This window comes from Streptomyces sp. 840.1 (assembly GCF_003751445.1).
In the GTDB taxonomy this organism is placed as follows: Bacteria; Actinomycetota; Actinomycetes; order Streptomycetales; family Streptomycetaceae; genus Streptomyces.
Window position 1 is genome coordinate 4,765,882 of the sequence record NZ_RJUU01000001.1, and the last position, 19,254, is coordinate 4,785,135.

The window sequence follows — 19,254 nt, forward strand, 5'->3', positions numbered from 1 at the left end:
CCGGGCCCTCACACCCGGAGCTTGCTGGGATTTCTCTGTCAGGGGTGTGCGTGACGGCCGTCGAGTCCCGACCCGCAGGGGTCGCCTTGACTCCGAGCCCAGGGGGCCATCGCCCATTCGGGGCCCGTGTCAAGGCATTCGTGGCACTGACCAAGCCTCGGATCATCGAGCTGTTGCTGATCACCACTGTTCCGGTGATGTTCCTGGCCGCTCAGGGTGTACCCGACCTGTGGCTCGTGCTCACTACCACCATCGGCGGTTATCTTTCCGCCGGCGGTGCCAATGCACTGAACATGTACATCGACCGCGATATCGACGCGTTGATGGACCGTACGTCGCAGCGACCGCTGGTCACCGGCATGGTGAGCCCGCGCGAGTGCCTGGCCTTCGGTATCGCCCTCGCGGTGATCTCGACGGTCTGGTTCGGGCTGCTGGTGAACTGGCTGTCGGCGGCGCTGTCGCTGGGCGCCCTGCTCTTCTACGTCGTCGTCTACACGATGCTGCTGAAGCGCCGGACCTCGCAGAACATCGTCTGGGGCGGCATCGCGGGCTGCATGCCGGTCCTCATCGGCTGGTCGGCCGTGACGAACTCGATGTCCTGGGCCGCGGTGATCCTGTTCGCCGTCATCTTCTTCTGGACGCCACCGCACTACTGGCCGCTGTCCATGAAGGTGAAGGACGACTACGCGCGGGTCGGTGTCCCGATGCTCCCGGTCGTCGCCACCAACCGGGTGGTCGCCCGCCAGATCGTGCTCTACAGCTGGGTCATGGTCATCGTCTCGCTGCTGCTGACCCCGCTGGGCTACACCGGCTGGTTCTACACCGTTGTGGCCGTGCTCACCGGCGGCTTCTGGCTCTGGGAGGCGCACGGACTGCAGAGCCGCGCCAAGGCCGGGATGGCCGGGGCGAAGCTCAAGGAGATGCGGCTGTTCCACTGGTCGATCACCTATGTGTCGCTGCTGTTCGTCGCCGTGGCGGTGGACCCCTTCCTGAGGTAGTCCCCTTCGACTTCCGCCGACGGGCGGGGTACGTGGCCCACGCCACGCGCCCCGCCCGTCGCCGTTTGATCTACCCGTCGGTAGCATCCTGTTCATGGCAGAGACGGCGCAGACCCAGCAGGTGGACGGCAAGCAGGCGGACGGCAGGCAGGCGGCGCGCGCCGAGCGCAGGGCCGCGCGGCTGGCCAAGCAGATCGGCGCGTTCGCGAAGGCCCACGGCGGCGCCGAGGGGCAGCTCGCCTACATCGGGCAGATGGGCACCCGCATCGTCCTGGTCGGCGAGGACGGCGGCTGGGGCGATCTGGTCGCCCCGTCGTACGCGGTCGCGGAGAGCGCCGCGCAGAAGTCCGGGATCACCATGCACGAGTCCTTCGACGGCGAGTTCGCCGCCAAGGTGCGCACCGGCCCGTACGAGTGGACGCGGATGGCCGGCATGCAGATCGGCGGCCCGGCCAACAAGTCCTGAGGTCTGCGGAACGACAGAACGGCGGAGGCCGGTCGGACAGCTGTCCGACCGGCCTCCGCCGTTTCCGTGTCCGCCCACCGGTGAAGCGAGTTTCACTTAATTAGTAATTAATCTTGACGGGGGGTCGGGTGAGCCGTCACAGTCCTGTGCGTGGCGCCGCCCCGTGATCTCCGGAGGAAGGGCGCCTGACATCCCCAACTCCTGGGAGAATCAGTTGATTTCGCAAGGTGCAAGGATGACGCCTGCCCGGCGTGGAGCAGCCGTGCTGGGCGCCGCCGTCCTGGTGGCCGTGTCGGCCCCGGTGGCGGACGCCGGACAGCGGCCCGCCGAGGCGGCTCCGCCGTACTACGACAGCGGCCTCGCGCCGACCCCGTACATGGGCTGGAACACCTACTACGGTCTCGGCGCCCCGACGGAGGGCCAGGTCAGGGACGTCGCCGACCATCTGGTCAGCAGCGGCCTCAAGGGCAGCGGTTACGACATCGTCTGGCTGGACGGCGGCTGGCAGGCCGACACGCCGAGGGACGCCCAGGGACGGCTGGTCGCGCACCCGGACCGGTTCCCCTCCGGCATCCCCGCCCTGGTGGACTACCTCCACAAGCGCGGCCTGCGCGCCGGTATCTACACCGACGCGGGGACCTATGACGGAGGCAGGACCTGCGGCCTCGGCAGCCGGGGCCACTACCAGGAGGACGCCGACCGGTTCGCCGGCTGGAAGGTCGACGCGATCAAGGTCGACTTCCTCTGCGGGATCACCGAGAAGACCGACCCGGGCCCCGCGTTCAAGGAGTTCAGCGACGCCGTCGCCAAGTCCGGCCGGCCGATGCTGCTCAACCTCTGCAACCCGCTGACCGACGACTGGGGGCTGCCGCACACCCCGGCCCAGGACGCCCACAACGCCTACGTCTACGGCCCCACCACCGGGGACTCCTGGCGCACCGGCACCGACATCGCCTGGGGCACCCCCACCGCAGGCCAGTGGCCCAACATCCTGCGCAGCGCGGACGCCAACGCCGGGCACCCGGAGGCGCAGGCGCCGGGGCGCTACAACGACCCCGACTACCTCATCCCGATGCGCAAGCTCGATGACGGCTCGCTGGAGCTGACCGAGGAGGAGTCCACCAGCCAGCTGGTGCTGTGGGCCGAGATGGGCTCACCGCTGGTCATCGGCTCGGACCCGCGCACCCTGCCGAAGCGGATGCTCGACACCCTGCGCAACCCGGAGATCCTCGCGGTCGACCAGGACCCCCTGGCGATCCAGGGCGTGCGCGTCGCCTCCGACGCCACCGGGGACGTCTACAGCAAGGTCCTCAAGGGCTCCGGGAAGCGGGCCGTGGTGCTCCTCAACCGCTCCGGGCAGGCCGCCGAGCGCACGGTGGACTTCGCCGACGCCGGGCTGTCGGGCCCGGTCGGCGTACGGGACCTGCGGGCCAGGAAGGGCGCTGGCACGCACTCCGGTTCGTACACCGTGAAGGTGCCGGCGCACGGCACCGCCTTCCTCGGTCTCAGCGGCCGGGACGAGGCGCCGGGCACCGCGCTGCCCACCCGCTCCGACGCGAGCCCCGCGCTGGTGCGCGACGGGGACCGGCTGAGCGTCTTCAGCCGGGGCGCCGACGGCTCGCTCCAGCTGCACGAGGGGCGCGACGGCCACTGGAACGGGCGGGCCACCGGCCTCGGCGGTCCGACGCACGGCCGGATCGTGGGGGAGCCCGCCGCCTACGCGGCCGGCCCCGGGCGGATCGACGTGTTCGCCCGGGGCACGGACAACGCCGCCTACAGGCTCGCGTACACCGGCGGCCGCTGGGGCCACTGGCAGAAGCTCGGCGGGGATCTCGCCGCCACTCCGGCCGCCGCGTACGACCGGTCGGGTCGCTGGACGCTCTACGCCCGGGGCACGGACGGCCACCTCCGTACGCGCGGCGCGACGACCGGCTGGAGCACGCTCCAGGGGCCGGACGGCATCGGGCTGTACGGACGGCCCTCGGCGGTCACCGACGCGGCAGGGCGCACCCAGCTGGTGGTGCGTGCGGCCGACGACTCGCTGCGGCTGCGGGTCCGTGAGGCCTCCGGCAGCTGGTCGGACTGGTCCTCGCTGGGCGGCACCGTGAGCGGCAGTCCCACGCTCGTCACCACCGGGGGACAGGTGCGGCTCTATGTCCGCGCCGGTGACTACACCCTGTGGCAGCGCACCCTCGCGGCCGGGACCTGGAGCGACTGGGCCCAGGAGAAGAGCTTCCCCAGCGGCTCCTTCGACGGCGAACTCGCCGCCGTGGCAGGGCCCGGCGGCGGAGTCCTGACGGCCTTCCGAGGGGTGGCCGGGGTCATCCGCCAGGCCTAACAAAAAATAAATTAGTAATTAATCTTGACGGTGGATCACTCGCACCGTCACTCTGTATCAGCCGAACGAGGGCCCGGCCGTCAGAGGGCCGGGCCCCGTTCCGTGGGCGCATAGGGAGTCCCATGAACACCTCAGCACAGAGCCGCCGTACCTTCCTCGCCGGTGCCGCGGCCGTCGGCGCCACCGCGTTGACGAGCGGCTGCGTCGCCTCGTCCTCCAGCGGCGGGAAGGGGAGCTCCGGTGGTGCGGTCACCCTCCAGTCCAACCTCTCCGCACCGCAGGCCAAGTCCGCGATGCAGGAGGTCGTCGACGCCTTCAACAAGCGCGGCGGCGCGAAGGGTTCGCTGAACACCGTCGCCTCGGAGACCTTCCGCACCCAGCTGCCGACCTACCTCACCTCGGCCACCCCGCCGGACCTCTACACCTGGTACCCCGGATCCGTGGCGGAGTCGTACGCCAGGAAGAACCTGCTGCTCGATGTCAGCGACATCTGGGCCGAGCCCGAACTCGCCGGCTACTCCGACGCGCTGAAGAAGCTCTGCACCGACTCGGCCGGCAAGAAGGTCTTCGTACCCACCACCTACTACTGGTGGGGCGTCTTCTACCGGAAGTCCAACTTCGCCAAGTGGGGCGTCAAGGAGCCCAAGACCTGGGACGAGTTCCTCGACCTGTGCGACAAGCTCAAGAGCAAGGGCGTCGCCCCCATCGGCCTCGGCGCCGGCGGCGGCACCCCCTGGGTCGCCTCCTCCTGGTTCGACTACCTCAACATCCGGATCAACGGCGCGAAGTACCACCGCGACCTGCTCGCCGGAAAGCACCGCTTCGACGACCCCGAGGTCCGCAAGGTCTTCGACCGGTGGAGCGAGGCGCTGCCCTTCTTCGACCCCAACTCGACCGCGCTGCCCTTCCAGGACGCCACCACCGGGCTGCTCCAGGGCCGCACCGGAATGATGCTCATCGGCACCTTCTTCGCGGACGCCGCGCCCAAGGACCAGCTCGACGACATCGACTTCTTCCGGTTCCCCGTCATCGACCCGAAGGTCCCGCTCGCCGAAGAGGCCCCGACCGACGGCTACTTCGCCAGCGCCCGGACCGGCCGCAAGGACGAGACCAAGGAGATGCTCCGCTACCTCGCCACCGCCGAGGCCCAGGAGATCTACCTCAAGGGCTCCTCCGGCACCTCGCTGCCCGCCCACCCCGACGCCAAGGACAGCGGGACCCCGCTGGTCGTCAAGGGCCGCAAACTCATCGAGAACGCCGCGGACATCACGCAGTTCTTCAACCGCGACTCCAGCGACGCCCTCGCCCCCACCGCCGACACCGCCCTCACCCACTTCCTGTCCAAGCCCAAGGAGATCGGCTCGATCCTCACCACGTGGCAGCGGGACGCACAGAAGATCTGGAGCCAGTGACATGGCGGTACTGACCGCGCCCCGGAAGGAGACCCGCAGGCGCACCGAGGGCAGGCCCCCGGCCCGCAAGCGGGCGACCCGGGTCCCGCCCGTCGTCCTGGCCTTCGTGCTGGTGCCGCTGCTCGCCGAGGCCTTCTGGGTGTTCTGGCCGGCCCTCCAGGGCTTCTACCTCGCCTTCACCCAATGGGACGGGGTCTCCGCCCCGCAGTTCATCGGACTGGGCAACTTCCGCGAGATGTTCGGCGACGCCGTCTTCAGGACCGCCGCCCTGGACACCGTCATCTGGCTGCTGCTCTTCGGCGGCCTGTCCGCCGCACTCGGCCTCGGCGCGGCGCTGCTGCTCCAGCAGGAACGCCGGGGCGTCGGCTTCTACCGCGCCGCGCTCTTCCTGCCCGTGGTCTTCTCGCTCGTCGCCACCGCACTGGTCTGGCAGGCGATGTACCAGCCCGACGGGCTGATCAACAAGACGCTCGAAGCGGTCGGCCTCTCCGGCCTCACCCACGCCTGGCTCGCCGACCAGGACACCGCCCTGTACGCCGTGATCGTGCCCGCCCTGTGGCGCCAGATCGGCTACGTGATGGTGCTGTACCTGGCCGGGCTCAAGGGCATCGACCCGGTGCTCTACGAGGCCGCCAAGGTCGACGGCGCCACCCGCTGGCAGCAGTTCCGCCACATCACCCTGCCGCAGCTCAGCAGCGTCAACGCCGTCGTCATCTCGGTCATCGTCATCGACTCGCTGCGCTCCTTCGACGTCGTGTGGGCGCTCACCCGCGGTGGCCCGTACCACTCGTCCGAACTCCTCAGCACCTACATGTACTCCACCGCCTTCCAGTCCCTGCGGCTGGGCTACGGCTCCGCCCTCGCGGTCGTGATCTTCGTACTCGCCTTCGGCGTGATCGCGTCCTACCTCGTCCGCGCCTTCCGGGAGGCCGACGCATGACCGCCACCCACACCCCCGCCCCGCGCCCCCGCACCGGACGGCGCCGGATGCTGGGCACCGCAGGCTTCCACGCCAGTGCCGGACTGCTCTCCGTGCTCTGGCTGCTGCCCATCGCCCTGGTCCTGGTCACCAGCGTCCGGTCCTTCGACGACGTCGCCGCCCACGGGGTCGGCAGCCTGCCGCACTCCTTCACCCTCGACGGATTCCGCCAGGCCTGGGTCGACGGCGGCCAGCAGCGCGCACTGATCAACAGCCTCCTGGTCACCATCCCGACCGTCCTGCTCTCGCTGCTCCTCGCCTCGACGGCCGCGTTCGCGCTCAGCCGCTACGACGTACCGCTGCGCCGCACCCTCCTGCTGCTGATGCTCGGCGGCAACCTGCTGCCCCCGCAGATCCTGCTGGTCCCGGTCTCCAAACTCAGCGAGATGCTGGGCCTGTACGACTCGCTCTACGCGCTGATCGGCGTCCAGGTCGGCTTCGGCATCGGCTTCTACGTCTTCGTCCTGCACGGCTTCATGCGGTCCATCCCGCCGGAGATCCAGCAGGCCGCGGTCATCGACGGCGCCGGACCCTGGCAGATCTACACCCGGATCATCCTGCCGCTCGCCAAGCCCGCCATGGCCGCGCTCAGCGCCCTGTCCTTCACCTGGATCTTCAACGATCTGCTGTGGGCCATCACCGTGCTGCGCACCGACACCCAGATGCCCATCACCGCGTCCCTCATCGGGCTCCAGGGCCAGTACGTCTCCATGTGGAACGTCATCGCGGCCGGCTCCGTCATCGCGGCGGCCCCGACCGTCATCGTCTTCCTCAAGTTCCAGCGCCACTTCGTGGCCGGCCTCAACCTGGGAGCAGTGAAGTGACCCCGCACGACCGGTGGGTGCTGCGCACCGAGAACACCACCTACGCGGTACGGATCGCCGGCGAGGGCCGCTGGGCCGAACTCACCGCCTGGGGCCCGCACGGCGTCGAGACGGGCGAATCGCCCTTCGAACGCCCGCAGCGCACCCACTTCCTCACCCCCGCCGACGCCGCTCCCGCCGAGTACCTCCCGTACGGGATGCGCCCCTTCACCGGGGCGGAACTCGTCGTCCGGCGCGCCGGACAGGACCGGGGCACCTGGTGGACCTTCGACTCCGCCACCGCCGACGGCGACCAAACCCTGCGCCTCTCTTTCACCGACGAGCTCCAGGGGCTGCGCGCGGTCCTGTGCTACGAGACCGTGCCCGGCACCGACGTGATCCTGCGCTGGACCGAGCTGAGCTGCACCGGCCAGGACGAACTACGCCTGGAACGCCTGGACTCGGCGGCCGTCAGCATCCCCGTCACCGGCGGCGCCCGGCTCACCACCCTCACCGGCCAGTGGTGCCAGGAGTTCACCCGAACCCAGCACGAACTGACCCGGGGCCGCTACGAGATGGCCTCCACACAGGGCGTCGCCGGCCACGCCTACGCCCCCTGGCTCGCCGTCCAGGACGCCGCCGAACCGGACGGGCACGACACCCCGACGTACGGCGTCGCCCTGGAGTGGTCCGGCAACTGGCACCTGAGCGCCGACGCCGAACCCGGGGGCGCGGTACGTGTCGCGGCCGGCCGGGTGCCCCACGAGGGCGCCGTCCGGCTCGCCCCCGGCGCCACCCTCACCACGCCCCGGCTGGCCTGCGCCTTCAGCCCCGAGGGCCTGGAGGGCCTGGCCCGGGTCTGGCACCGCTACGAGCGCCGGCTCAGCGGTGAGCGGATGAACCGCACCCGCAAGGTCCTCTACAACTCCTGGGAGGCGACCGGCTTCGACGTCGAGGCGTCCGCCCAGCTCGAACTGGCCCGGATCGCCGCGGACATGGGCGCCGAACTCTTCGTCGTGGACGACGGCTGGTTCACCGGACGGGACGGCGAAACGGGCGGCCTCGGCGACTGGTACCCCGACCCGGCGAATTTCCCGGACGGCTTCGACGCCTTCATCGGCGAGGTCCGTTCCACCGGCATGGACTTCGGCCTCTGGGTCGAACCCGAGGCGATCAGCCCGGCGTCCCGGCTCTACGCCGAACACCCCGAATGGGTCTACCGGATCGACGGCCGCCCCGCCACGCTGGTGCGCGAACAGCTGCTCCTGGACCTCGGCCGCGAGGACGTCCAGGACTTCGTCATCGCCACCCTCGACCGGCTGCTCGGCGACCATGCCATCGGCTACCTCAAGTGGGACATGAACCGCCCGCCCACCGAACGCGGCCGGCCCGGCGGCGGACCGCTCGACGAGCAGGACCTGGACGCCGACCACGTCGCCGGGTACCTGCGGGTTCTGGACCACCTGCGCGCGCACCACCCGCACGTCACCGTGGAGGGCTGCGCCGGGGGCGGCGGCCGCGTCGAGCACGCCACCCTCGCCCGCACCGACGTGATGTGGCCCAGCGACAACACCGCCCCGCTGGACCGCCTCGCCACCCAGTACGGCTACCTGCACGCCCACGCCCCGCACACCATGAGCTCCTGGGTCACCGACGCGCCCGGCGTCTTCGACCCGCGCCCCCGCTCACTCGGCTTCCGCTTCGTCCTCGCGATGTCCGGGGTCCTGGGCATCGGCGCCGACATCCGCACCTGGTCCGCCGCCCGGCGCGCCGAGGCCGCCGACTGGGTGAACCGGTACAAGGAGATCCGCGACCTCCTGCACCACGGCGAGATCCGGCTCCTGGGCTCCCCGGCCGACGCCACCTGCGGCGTCCAGTACGAGGAGGAGGGCGGCGCCCGCATCGCCGTCACCGCCTGGAACACCGGCCGCCTCGACGGGGCGCCGCTCGTCCCGGGCCGCCCCGCCCGGCTCCGGCTGCGCGGTACGGACCCGGCCGCCCGCTACACGGACCGGCGCACCGGAGCCGTGTACAGCGGCGCCCATCTGCGGCACTACGGACTGCCGTTCGCCTGGACCGCGCAGTACGACGCGGAACTCGTCGTACTCGTGCGGCAGTAGTCCGGCCGGCCCGACGCACCGTCACTAGAGTCACGACAGCACCGCTGAACCCGAGGAGTCGACCCGCAGCATGAACGCAATCCCCCGCTTCGCAGACAAGGTGGCCGTGGTCACCGGAGCCGCCTCGGGCATCGGCGCGGCCACCGCTGAACGGCTCGCCGCGGAGGGCGCCGCGGTGATCCTCGCGGACATCGCGCAGGGCCCCGGCGAGAGCGTCGCCGAAGGCATCCGCGCCGACGGCGGCCGGGCCCGCTTCGTACGCACGGACGTCTCCCGGGAGGACGACTGGCAGCGGGCCGTGGACGCCGCGCACACCTTCGGACCCGTCGGAGTCCTGGTGAGCAACGCCTACACGGTCGACGTCACCCCCGCCCACGAGATGACCGTCGCCTCCTGGGAGCGCCAGCTCGCGGTCAACCTCACCGGCACCTTCCTCGGCTTCCGCGCCGTCCTGCCCGACCTGCGCGCACAGCGCGGCGCCGCCGTGCTGACCTCCTCGGTCCACGCCCACAAGGGCATCCCCGGGCACCCCGCCTACGCCGCTTCCAAGGGCGCGCTGCTGTCGCTGTGCGGACAGCTCGCGGTGGAGTACGGGCCCGAGGTGCGGGTCAACGCCGTACTGCCCGGCCCCATCCTCACCGGGGCCTGGGACCGGGTGGGCGAGGAGGACCGCCGCAAAAGCGTCGCCGAGACCGCCGCCGGCCGGTTCGGCACCCCCGCGGAGGCGGCCGCGGCCATCGCGTTCCTCGCCGCCGACGAAGCGTCCTACATCACCGGATCGAGCCTGCTCGTGGACGGCGGCTGGTCCGTCGTCAAGGCCTCGGCCTGACCGCCACCCGGCTCCACCCGTTGCACAGCACAGCAGAAAGGCACACAGACATGACGCCATACGCGCGCCGCGGAGTGCACGGCCAGACCGTGGAGACTCTCGCGCGCCGGGTCCTGAGCGGCGAGATCCCCGAAGGGGCGACACTCGACCTCGTGGCGCTCCAGGGCGAGCTTGACGTCAGCCTGACCGCCTTGCGCGAGTCCCTGAAGGTCCTCGCGGCCAAGGGGATCGTCGACGCCCGCCAGAAGCGCGGCACCTTCGTCAGAGCCCGCGCGGACTGGAACCTGCTCGACGCCGACGTCCTGCGCTGGCAGTTCGCCGGCGGCACCGAGTCGGGCACCGACCTGGCGCTCCTGCGCAACCTCGGAGAGGTCCGCGGCATCATCGAACCGGCCGCCGTCCGGCTGGCCGCCGAGCGCCGCACCGAGGAGGACCTGGTCACCCTCGAAGCGGCGATCACCGCCATGGGCGAGCAGGAGGGCGGCGCCGCCCACGCGGTCGAGGCCGACCTCGCCTTCCACCGCGCCCTCCTCGCGGCCACCCACAACGAGCTGCTGGAACGCATGGAGATGGTCATCGAGTCCGGCCTCGCCCACCGGGACGAGATCGTGCACAGCTCGCAGGCCGGCGAGGACCCGGTCCCCAGTCACCGCGCCGTCCTGGACGCCGTCCGCGACCGGGACCCGGCCGCCGCCGAACACGCCATGCGCGCCCTGCTCGACCAGGCAGTCCGCGACCTCGACCGGGTGCACGGCACCGCCCCGGGGACCGCACCGGCGCCCGGCACCGACGAGGGGACCGTGAACCGGTGAAGATCACCCGTATCGAGACCTTCCTCGTCCCCCCGCGCTGGCTGTTCTGCCGGATCGAGACCGACGAGGGCGTCGTCGGCTGGGGCGAACCCGTCGTCGAGGGCCGCGCCGAGGTCGTCCGGGCCGCCGTGGACGTCCTGGCCGAATACCTGATCGGCCAGGACCCGCTGCGCGTCCAGGACCACTGGCAGGTGCTCAGCAAGGGCGGCTTCTACCGGGGCGGCCCGGTGCTCTCCAGCGCCGTCGCCGGAATCGACCAGGCCCTGTGGGACATCGCCGGCAAGGCGTACGGCGCCCCCGTCCACGCCCTCCTCGGCGGCCCCGTGCGCGACCGCGTCCGGGTCTACGCCTGGGTCGGCGGCGACGAGCCCGCCCGCCTCGCCGAGGAGGTCACCGCCCAGGTCGAGGCAGGCTTCACCGCCGTCAAGATGAACGCGGCCGGGCGCACCTCACCGCTGGCCAGCCCCGCCGAGACCGCCGCCGTGGTGGAACGGGTCGCCGCCGTCCGCGACGTGCTCGGCCCCGGACGCGACGTCGCCATCGACATGCACGGCCGGTTCGGACCGGCCGGCGCCCGCCGGGTGCTGCACGCCATCGAACCGCTGCACCCGCTGTTCGTGGAGGAACCCCTCCTGCCCGAGCAGGGGCACCTGCTGCCCGCCCTCACCGCCGCCACCTGCGTCCCCATCGCCACCGGCGAACGTCTCTACGGGCGGGCCGAGTTCCTGCCCGCCCTGACGGCCGGGATCGCGGTCGCCCAGCCGGACCTCTCGCACGCCGGGGGCATCTCCGAGGTCCACCGCATCGGCTCGCTGGCCGAGACCTTCGGGGTGCAGCTCGCCCCGCACTGCCCGCTCGGCCCCATCGCGCTGGCGGCCAGCCTCCAGATCGCCTTCGCCACCCCCAACTTCCTCATCCAGGAACAGAGCCGGGGCATCCACTACAACAAGGACGCCGACCTGCTCAGCTACGTCGTGGACACCGAGCCCTTCCGCTTCGAGGCGGGCCACGCCCGGCGCACCGCGCTCCCCGGGCTCGGCATCACCGTCGACGAGAGCGCCGTCCGCGCGGCCGACCGCTCCGGCCACACCTGGCGCAACCCGGTGTGGCGGCACGACGACGGATCGTTCGCGGAGTGGTGAGCGACCCGGCCCCGGCCGCGCCCCCGGCCACGTCCCCCGTACGGATCGAGACCGACCCGGAGCACGGCGGCCGCTGGACGTCCCTGTGGGCGGCCGGCCGCGAATGGCTCTGGCACCGGCCCGAGCCGCGCCGCCCAGGGGTCCGGCCCGGCGACGCGTTCGCCGACGCCGGCGGCCTGGAGGAGTGCGTGCCGACGGTACGCGGCGCCCCCGACCACGGCGACGCCTGGTCCCGGCCCTGGCGTCGCGCGGCCGACGGCACCGAGTCCGTCGACTGCCCCGATTTCCGCCTCGCCCGCTGGATCAGCGCCGAGGGGGACCGGGCGGTGGCCGAGTACCGGCTCACCGCAGAGCCCGGTTACCGTTTCCTGTGGGCCGCCCATGCCCTGCTCGACCTGGCGCCGGGCGCCCGTGTCAGGATCGCGGAGGGCGCCCCGGTCCGCCGTTACCCGGACGGCGGCGACCGGTACACCACCTGCGCCTGGCCCTCGGGCCTGGACCGGATCGGCCCGGACGACGGGACGGCCACCGGCGCCGTCGTCGGCGCCGGGCAGGTGTCCGTCCACGACGGGACGGCCGTGCTGCGGCTGGCCGTCGAGGCCGGGGACCAGCCGGTGTCCGTGGCGCTGTGGCGCAACCTCGGCGGGTTCCCCGACCGGGACCCGTACCGCTCCGTCGGCGTCGAACCGATGCTCGGCCGGGTCTTCGGCCTGGCCGCCGCCGGGGAGGGCGACGCCGCCGTCGTCCCGGCCGGCGGCGAGGTGCGCTGGCGCCTCACCGTGACGGCGCACACCACCCCACCAGTACAGAACCGATAGGAAGGGGAACCCGCACGTGGAGCTGCTGACCGCGCTGCGCACCCACCGGATCGTCGCCATCGTGCGCGGCGCCGACGCGGACGCCGCACTCAGGACCGTCATCGCCATGGCCGAGGAGGGACTCCCGCTCATCGAGGTCTCCCTCAGCGGACAGGACGCGCTCGGCGTCATCCGCCGGGCCCGCGCCGCCCTCGGCCCCGCCGCCCCGCTCGGCGCCGGCACCGTCCTGACCGCCCAGGACGCACAGGCGGTACGCGAAGCGGGAGCCGACTTCGTCGTCACCCCGGCCGTCTGCGAGGGCGTCAGCGAGGCCAAGCGCCTCGGACTGCCGGTGCTGGCCGGCGTCATGACGCCGAGCGACATCGTCGCCGCCCAGCGGCTCGGCGCCGACGCCTACAAGCTCTTCCCCGCCGCACAGGCAGGCGGCCCCGGCTATCTGAAGGCGCTGCGCGGACCGTTCCCGGACCTGCCGTTCGTCCCGGTCGGCGGGGTGGACGCCGAAGCGGCCCGCGACTACCTCGCCCGGGGCGCCACCGCCGTGGGCGTCGGCTCCCCGCTGATCGGCGACGCGGCCGACGGCGGCAGCACCGACGCGCTGCGCGCGCGCACCCGCGCCTTCCTCGACGCGGTCCGCCTCGCGCCGGACGCCGGACGGTGAGCGCCGCCGAACCGGCCGCCCTCTGGCCCGACCGGCTCGGGCTCGGTGAGGGCATCCGGGCGGTCGAAGGCCGCATCGTCCTCGTCGACATCCTGGCCGGCCGGCTGCTGACCGGCCCCGCCGACCGCACCGCACCGCTCACCCAGCTGGCCCGGCTCGCTGAACCGCTCGGCGCGGTCGCCCCCGTGCACGCCCGCCCCGGCCACTGGATCGCCGCCGCCGGCACGGGCATCTGCCTGATCGCCCCGGACGGCTCCGCCGAGTGGACGGCCCGCCCCGAGGAGGGGGCGGCGCACGCGATGCGGATGAACGACGCCACCGCCGATCCGCACGGCCGGTTCTGGGCCTACGACGCGGTGGAGGGCGCCGGCTCCCTCTACCGCGTCGGCCACGACGGCACGGTCGACCGGGTGCTGGACGGGCTCACCGTGCCCAACGGCCCGGCGTTCACCGCGGACGGCTGCGCGATGTACCTCGCGGACAGCGCGAAGGGCGTCATCCGCCGCTACCCCGTCGACCCGGACAGCGGGCTGCCGGGCGCGCCGGAGACCTTCGCCAGGTTCGACGGGGGCAGCCCGGACGGGATGGCGGTCGACGCCGAGGGAGGCCTGTGGACCGCGGTCTGGGGCACCGGAACCGTCCACCGGCTGCGCCCCGACGGCGCCCCCGACCGGCAGATCCGGCTCCCCGCCACACAGCCCGCCGGAGTCTGCCTCGACGGAGACACCCTGTACGTCACCAGCGCCCGGCACGGTCTCGCCGAGCCCGGCCCGCTGGACGGCGCGGTGTTCTCCGTACGGGTCGACGTCCCGGGCCTGCCCACCGCCGCCTACCGGCAGGAGAGCCCCGCATGAGCGCCGTGTCCCGTACCTGGGCCGGACAGCCCGCCCGCTCCCCGGTGGCCTGCGTCGGGGAGACGATGGCCGCGCTGGTCCCGGACCCCGTCACCCCGCTGGAGGGCGCCGAGCGGCTGGGCGTGCGCATCGCGGGCGCCGAGTCCAACGTGGCCGTCTACCTCGCCGACCACGCGGTGCCCGCCCGCTGGGTCTCCGCGCTGGGCGACGACCCCTTCGGCCGCCGGATCCGCGCCGAGGTGGCCTCGGCCGGGGTGGACGTCAGCGGGGTGCGCACCGACCCGCACCGCCCGACCGGACTCCTGGTCAAGGACCCGGGCACCGAGGCGACCCGGGTCCACTACTACCGCGGCGGCTCGGCGGCCGCCGCCCTGACCGAGGACGTGCTGGACGACGACGCGGTGCGCACCGCCGGGCTCGTCCACCTCAGCGGCATCACCCCGGCGCTCTCCCCGGGCTGCCGGCAGCTGGTCGCCGCGCTGCTGGAGGTCCCCGCCGCGCAGCGGCCCCGCCCGGTCAGCTTCGACGTCAACCACAGGCCCGCCCTGTGGCCGGACGGCACGGCGCCCGGGGTGCTGCTCGGCTTCGCCCGGCAGGCGGACATCACCTTCGTCGGCCTCGACGAGGCGCAGGCCCTGTGGGGTGCCGGGCTGACCGACGCGGCGGCCGTACGCGAACTGCTGCCCCAGCCGCGCGTCCTGGTGGTCAAGGACGGCGGGCGGGCCGCCACCGCCTTCGAGGGCGACCGCGCGCACACCGTGCCCGCGCCCAGGGTCGCGGTGGTCGAACCGGTGGGCGCGGGTGACGCGTTCGCCGCCGGGTTCCTCGCCGGGCTGCTGCGCGGCGAGGACACCGTGCGGGCGCTGCGCCTCGGCCACCTCACCGCCGGCGCCGCGCTGCGGGTCACCGGCGACCACGGTCCGCTGCCGGACCGGGCCCGGCTTGCCGCGCTGCTGGACGCGGGGGAGGAGGAATGGGCGGCGGGCCGGCTCCCGTACACGACGCCGTAATCCGCACGTTGCCATCTCTTTACAAGCGCCCGGCAATCGATCTTTAATGAGGCACACGGCGCAGCCGGTACCGGACGGTCCCTCAAAACCCCGGTCCCCACCTGCGGATCGCCGTGCCACAGCTTCATCGTCCGGCAGCCGTCGGCCCCCCACCGGGCCGGCCGGCGCCGGCGGGCCGACGGGCCACCCCCCTTCCCTCTTGACCTCAGGGCCTGCCCCTGAAGTCTGACAACGTTGTCATCCTCGTGCTTTTCTCCTTTTCCCTCAGCCAGGAGGCCGGAGTGCCGGAACAACCCGCTGACACACCGCTGGACAGTGACCTCAGGTCGGCAGCGGACAACGACGGACCGGGCGGGAGCGGTCCCGCCGGGCCGGGAGGCAGCTCCCAGGTCTCCCGGCGCCGCTTCCTGGCCACCAACACCACGCTGCTGGCCGCCTTCGGCATCAGCGCCGCGCTGCCCGCCGGCCTCGCCGCCGCCGACGGCAAGGGCAGGCCCGGTGCGGCGGCGGCCGAACTCGCCGCCGCCCGCCCGGTCAAGGTCTCCTCCACCGCGTACGCGGCCACCCCGGCGGAGTTCGCCGTGGACGGGCTCGCCGTGCCCGGGGTCCGGGGGACCGGCTGGCGGGCCGGGCCGGGCGACCCGCAGTGGATCGCCGTGGACCTCCAGGGCCGGTGCACCGTGGAGTCGGTGGAGCTGGTCTTCGAGGCCGCCGTCTCCGACCCGCCCTTCGTCCCCGGCACGGGCGGCAACCCCCGTGACGGCACGGACGGGAGCGAGATCCTGTCCAGCTGCGCGGTCGCGTTCACCCTTGAGGTGTCCGAGGACGAGCGGAAGTGGACCACCGTGCACCGGGCCGCCGACGGCCGGGGCGGCGCCATGACCGTCACGCTGGACAAGCCCGCCACCGCCCGCTGGGTCCGGCTGACCGTCACCAGGCGCTCCAACGACAACCCCGTCGGCCTCAACGGCTTCCGCGTCCACGGCCGCGCCTCGGCCGGGCGGCCCGCCGCCGAGAGCTGGACCGACTGGTCGATGCCCCGCACCCCCGCGCCCGCCCTGGCTGTCGCGGCCGACGGCACCGTGCCGCTCGAATCGGGCTGGGCGCTGACCATGGACGACTTCGCGCCCGCCGACGACGGCAAGGTGGTCTCCGGCTCCGGTGTGGACACCGCCCGCTGGCTCCCGGCCACCGTCCCCGGCACCGTCCTGGCCTCCCTCGTCGAGCAGGGCCACCTGCCCGACCCGGTGACCGGCCTCAACAACCTCAAGGTCCCCGAGGCGCTGTCCCGGCACTCCTGGTGGTACCGCAGGGCGTTCCGGCTGCCGCGCGGCCTGGACACCGGACGCGGCCGCCGCGTCCGGCTGGAGTTCGACGGCATCAACCACGCCGCGCAGATCTGGCTGAACGGCACCCGGATCGGCACGATGAGCCGCCCCTTCGCCCGCGACTCCTTCGACGTCACCGACGCGCTCCACAAGGACGGCCGCCAGGACAACGTCCTGGCCGTGCGGATCAGCCCGATGCCGCTGCCGGGCAGCCCTGCGGACAAGGGCCCCGGCGGTGAGTCCTGGCTCGACGCCGGCGCCACCATGATGATGCGCAACGGGCCGACCTACCTCTCCGTCTCCGGCTGGGACTGGATGCCGCCGGTCCGCGACCGGGCTGCCGGCATCTGGAACCACGTGCGGCTGCGCTCCACCGGCACCGCGCTGCTGGGCGACCCGCAGATCACCACCACGCTGCCCGGCCTGCCCGCGCTCGACGTCGCCGAGGTCACCCTCACCGTCCCGGTCAGCAATACCGGCTCCGACACGAAGCGGGTCACCGTGCGCGCCGCGTTCGGGGACGTCCGGGTCGCGAAGACCGTGACCGTGCCCGCCGGGAAGAGCGTCGACGCGGTGCTCGCCCCGAAGGAGTTCCCGGCCCTGCGGGTGCGCCGGCCGAAGCTCTGGTGGCCCAACGGCTACGGCAGGCCCGACCTGTACGACCTCGCGCTGAAGGCCGAGACCGGCGGCACGGTGACCGACCGGCGCGGGCTGCGCTTCGGCATCAGGGAGTTCGGCTACAGCTACGGCATGCCGGTCGACTTCGCGGGCGGCCACGGCAGCCAGAGTGTCGAGTTCGAGGCGCGCCGGGCCCGTTACGTACGGCTGGTCGGCACCGAGCGCGCGACCGACTGGGGCATGTCCCTGTGGTCCATGTCGGTGTACGGCGACGCCGACCCGGACAAGGACCTGGCCAGGGGAGCGAAGGCCGAGGCCTCCACGTCCGACGGCACCGGCCCCGCCTCCGCGGTTTTCGACGGCGACCGCACGACCCGCTGGTCCTCCGAGTTCGCCGACGGCGAGTGGATCCAGGCCGACCTCGGCTCGGACCTCTCGGTGAACAAGGTGGTGCTCGACTGGGAGAGCGCGTACGCCAGGAAGTTCGTCATCCAGGTCTCGGCGGACGGCAAGGAGTGGACCGACGCCAAGAGCGTCGAGCAGCCGCCGGTGCGCCAGCTCCAGATCACCGTCAACGGCACCCGGGTGTTCTGCCGGGGCGGGAACTGGGGCTACGACGAACTGCTGCGCCGCGCCCTGGACGGCCGCACCGAGGACACCGTCCGGATGCACCGTGACATGAACTTCACGATGATCCGCAACTGGGTGGGCAGCAGCAACCGCGAGGAGTTCTTCGCAGCCTGCGACGAGAACGGCCTGCTGGTCTGGAACGACTTCTGGAACGGCTGGTCGATGGACCCGCCGGACCACGCCGAGTACCTGCGCAACGCGCTGGACACCGTCCGCGCCTACCGTCACCACGCGTCCATCGTCGTGTGGTGCGGCTCCAACGAGGGCACCCCGCCCGCCGACATCGACACCGGCGTACGGGAACTGGTGGCCGCCGAGGCACCCGGCATCCTCTACATGGGCAGCTCGGCGGACGGCGTGGTCAAGGGCCGTGGCCCGTACAACTGGGTGGACCCCGCCTCGTACTTCCGTACCGGTGACTTCGGGTTCCACACCGAGATCGGCATGCCCGTCCTGCCCGTCGAGGAGTCGATGAAGAACCTCGTCGGCGACGAGCCGGCGTGGCCCGTCGGAGATGTGTGGGGCGCCCACGACTGGGCCCGCAAGGGCAACCAGCAGCCGCAGGGCTACCAGGCGGCGATCGAGGAGCGGCTCGGGACGGCGACGGGTCTGGCCGACTTCACCCGCAAGGCGCAGCTGATCAACTACGAGAACGGCCGGGCGATGTTCGAGGCGTGGAACACGCGCCTGTGGGACAACGCCTCCGGGCTGCTGCTGTGGATGTCGCACCCCGCGTGGCACAGCACCGTCTGGCAGACGTACGACTACGACCTGGACGTCAACGGCTTCTACCACGGCGTCCGCAAGGGCACCGAGCCCGTGCACGTCCAGGTCAACCCCGTCGACTGGCGCACCGGCGCGGTCAACCACACCACCCGCGCCATCGAGCGGGCGACCGTCACCGCGACCCTGTACGACCTGCGGGGACAGCGCCTCGGCAAGCCGGCGCACAGCACTGTCGACCTCGCCCCGTCGGCCGCCGCGACCGGGGACACGGTGCCCTTCGGCGACTCGCTGCCCGCACTCCACCTGCTGCGGCTCGAACTCCGGGACGCGCACGGCGCCCTGCGCTCGCGCAACACCTACTGGCGCTACCGCGCCACCACCGACCTGTCCGCACTCAACAAACTGGCCCGTACCCGGGTCACGGTGCGCTCGGTGTCGGACGTCTCCGGGAACGGCCGGGGTCCCGGCGGAAAGCTGAAGGCGGCCCTGCGCAACGACGGCGCCACCGTCGCCGCCATGGTGCGCCTCTCGCTGCGCGACCGGCGCACCGACGAGCGGGTGCTGCCGGCCTACTTCGACGACAACTACCTCTGGCTGCTGCCCGGCGAGCAGCGCGAGGTCGAGGTGGAGTGGAGCCACGACACCAAGGGCCGGGCCAGGCCCCGGCTCGTGGTGGAGGGATACAACGTGTCGCGCTCGGTCAACGGGTAGCG

At 72.6% G+C, this 19,254-nt stretch carries 15 protein-coding genes; all 15 read left to right on the top strand.

Annotated features, from left to right (window positions below):
* Window positions 1-44: 44 nt before the first annotated feature.
* The 15 genes from EDD93_RS21750 to EDD93_RS21820 all read left to right on the top strand — a co-directional run bounded on the left by EDD93_RS21750 (window position 45) and on the right by EDD93_RS21820 (window position 19,252).
* Entirely contained in the window at window positions 45-998 is a 954-nt protein-coding gene (locus tag EDD93_RS21750) for a heme o synthase (RefSeq protein ID WP_185092401.1), read from the top strand.
* Between the two features lie 94 nt (window positions 999-1,092).
* On the top strand, window positions 1,093-1,464 hold the full coding sequence (locus EDD93_RS21755) for a hypothetical protein (RefSeq protein WP_123526741.1): 372 nt from the start codon (window positions 1,093-1,095) through the stop codon (window positions 1,462-1,464).
* 235 nt (window positions 1,465-1,699) lie between these two features.
* Window positions 1,700-3,802, top strand: coding sequence for a glycoside hydrolase family 27 protein (locus EDD93_RS21760; protein WP_123526742.1), 2,103 nt, complete (start codon window positions 1,700-1,702; stop codon window positions 3,800-3,802).
* 122 nt (window positions 3,803-3,924) lie between these two features.
* Window positions 3,925-5,214, top strand: a complete 1,290-nt coding sequence (locus tag EDD93_RS21765) for an ABC transporter substrate-binding protein (protein ID WP_123526743.1) — start codon at window positions 3,925-3,927, stop codon at window positions 5,212-5,214.
* Window position 5,215: 1 nt separating this feature from the next.
* Window positions 5,216-6,154: a carbohydrate ABC transporter permease gene (locus EDD93_RS21770; RefSeq protein ID WP_123526744.1), complete on the top strand. Its 939-nt coding sequence runs from the start codon at window positions 5,216-5,218 to the stop codon at window positions 6,152-6,154.
* The gene (locus EDD93_RS21775) at window positions 6,151-7,017 is read left to right on the top strand and encodes a carbohydrate ABC transporter permease (protein WP_123526745.1); all 867 of its coding nucleotides are present in this window, start codon (window positions 6,151-6,153) and stop codon (window positions 7,015-7,017) included. The genes EDD93_RS21770 and EDD93_RS21775 overlap by 4 nt, the downstream gene beginning before the upstream one ends.
* Entirely contained in the window at window positions 7,014-9,116 is a 2,103-nt protein-coding gene (locus EDD93_RS21780) for an alpha-galactosidase (RefSeq protein WP_123526746.1), read from the top strand. Before EDD93_RS21775 ends, EDD93_RS21780 begins: the two co-directional genes overlap by 4 nt.
* A 70-nt stretch (window positions 9,117-9,186) precedes the next feature.
* Window positions 9,187-9,945 carry an SDR family NAD(P)-dependent oxidoreductase gene (locus EDD93_RS21785; RefSeq protein ID WP_123526747.1) on the top strand — a complete coding sequence of 253 codons (759 nt, stop codon included), beginning with the start codon at window positions 9,187-9,189 and terminating at the stop codon, window positions 9,943-9,945.
* A gap of 50 nt (window positions 9,946-9,995) precedes the next feature.
* A complete protein-coding gene (locus EDD93_RS21790) occupies window positions 9,996-10,757 on the top strand; it encodes a FadR/GntR family transcriptional regulator (protein ID WP_123526748.1) in 762 nt (253 codons plus the stop codon).
* On the top strand, window positions 10,754-11,899 hold the full coding sequence (gene dgoD, locus EDD93_RS21795) for a galactonate dehydratase (protein WP_123526749.1): 1,146 nt from the start codon (window positions 10,754-10,756) through the stop codon (window positions 11,897-11,899). Before EDD93_RS21790 ends, dgoD begins: the two co-directional genes overlap by 4 nt.
* Window positions 11,893-12,717, top strand: coding sequence for a hypothetical protein (locus tag EDD93_RS21800; protein ID WP_260255806.1), 825 nt, complete (start codon window positions 11,893-11,895; stop codon window positions 12,715-12,717). The genes dgoD and EDD93_RS21800 overlap by 7 nt, the downstream gene beginning before the upstream one ends.
* A gap of 16 nt (window positions 12,718-12,733) precedes the next feature.
* Window positions 12,734-13,375: a bifunctional 4-hydroxy-2-oxoglutarate aldolase/2-dehydro-3-deoxy-phosphogluconate aldolase gene (locus EDD93_RS21805; protein WP_123526750.1), complete on the top strand. Its 642-nt coding sequence runs from the start codon at window positions 12,734-12,736 to the stop codon at window positions 13,373-13,375.
* Complete coding sequence (locus tag EDD93_RS21810) at window positions 13,372-14,229, top strand: SMP-30/gluconolactonase/LRE family protein (protein WP_123526751.1); 858 nt, start codon at window positions 13,372-13,374, stop codon at window positions 14,227-14,229. Before EDD93_RS21805 ends, EDD93_RS21810 begins: the two co-directional genes overlap by 4 nt.
* Window positions 14,226-15,239 carry a sugar kinase gene (locus EDD93_RS21815; protein WP_123526752.1) on the top strand — a complete coding sequence of 338 codons (1,014 nt, stop codon included), beginning with the start codon at window positions 14,226-14,228 and terminating at the stop codon, window positions 15,237-15,239. Before EDD93_RS21810 ends, EDD93_RS21815 begins: the two co-directional genes overlap by 4 nt.
* A gap of 407 nt (window positions 15,240-15,646) precedes the next feature.
* Entirely contained in the window at window positions 15,647-19,252 is a 3,606-nt protein-coding gene (locus EDD93_RS21820) for a discoidin domain-containing protein (protein ID WP_398905117.1), read from the top strand.
* Window positions 19,253-19,254 lie beyond the last annotated feature (2 nt).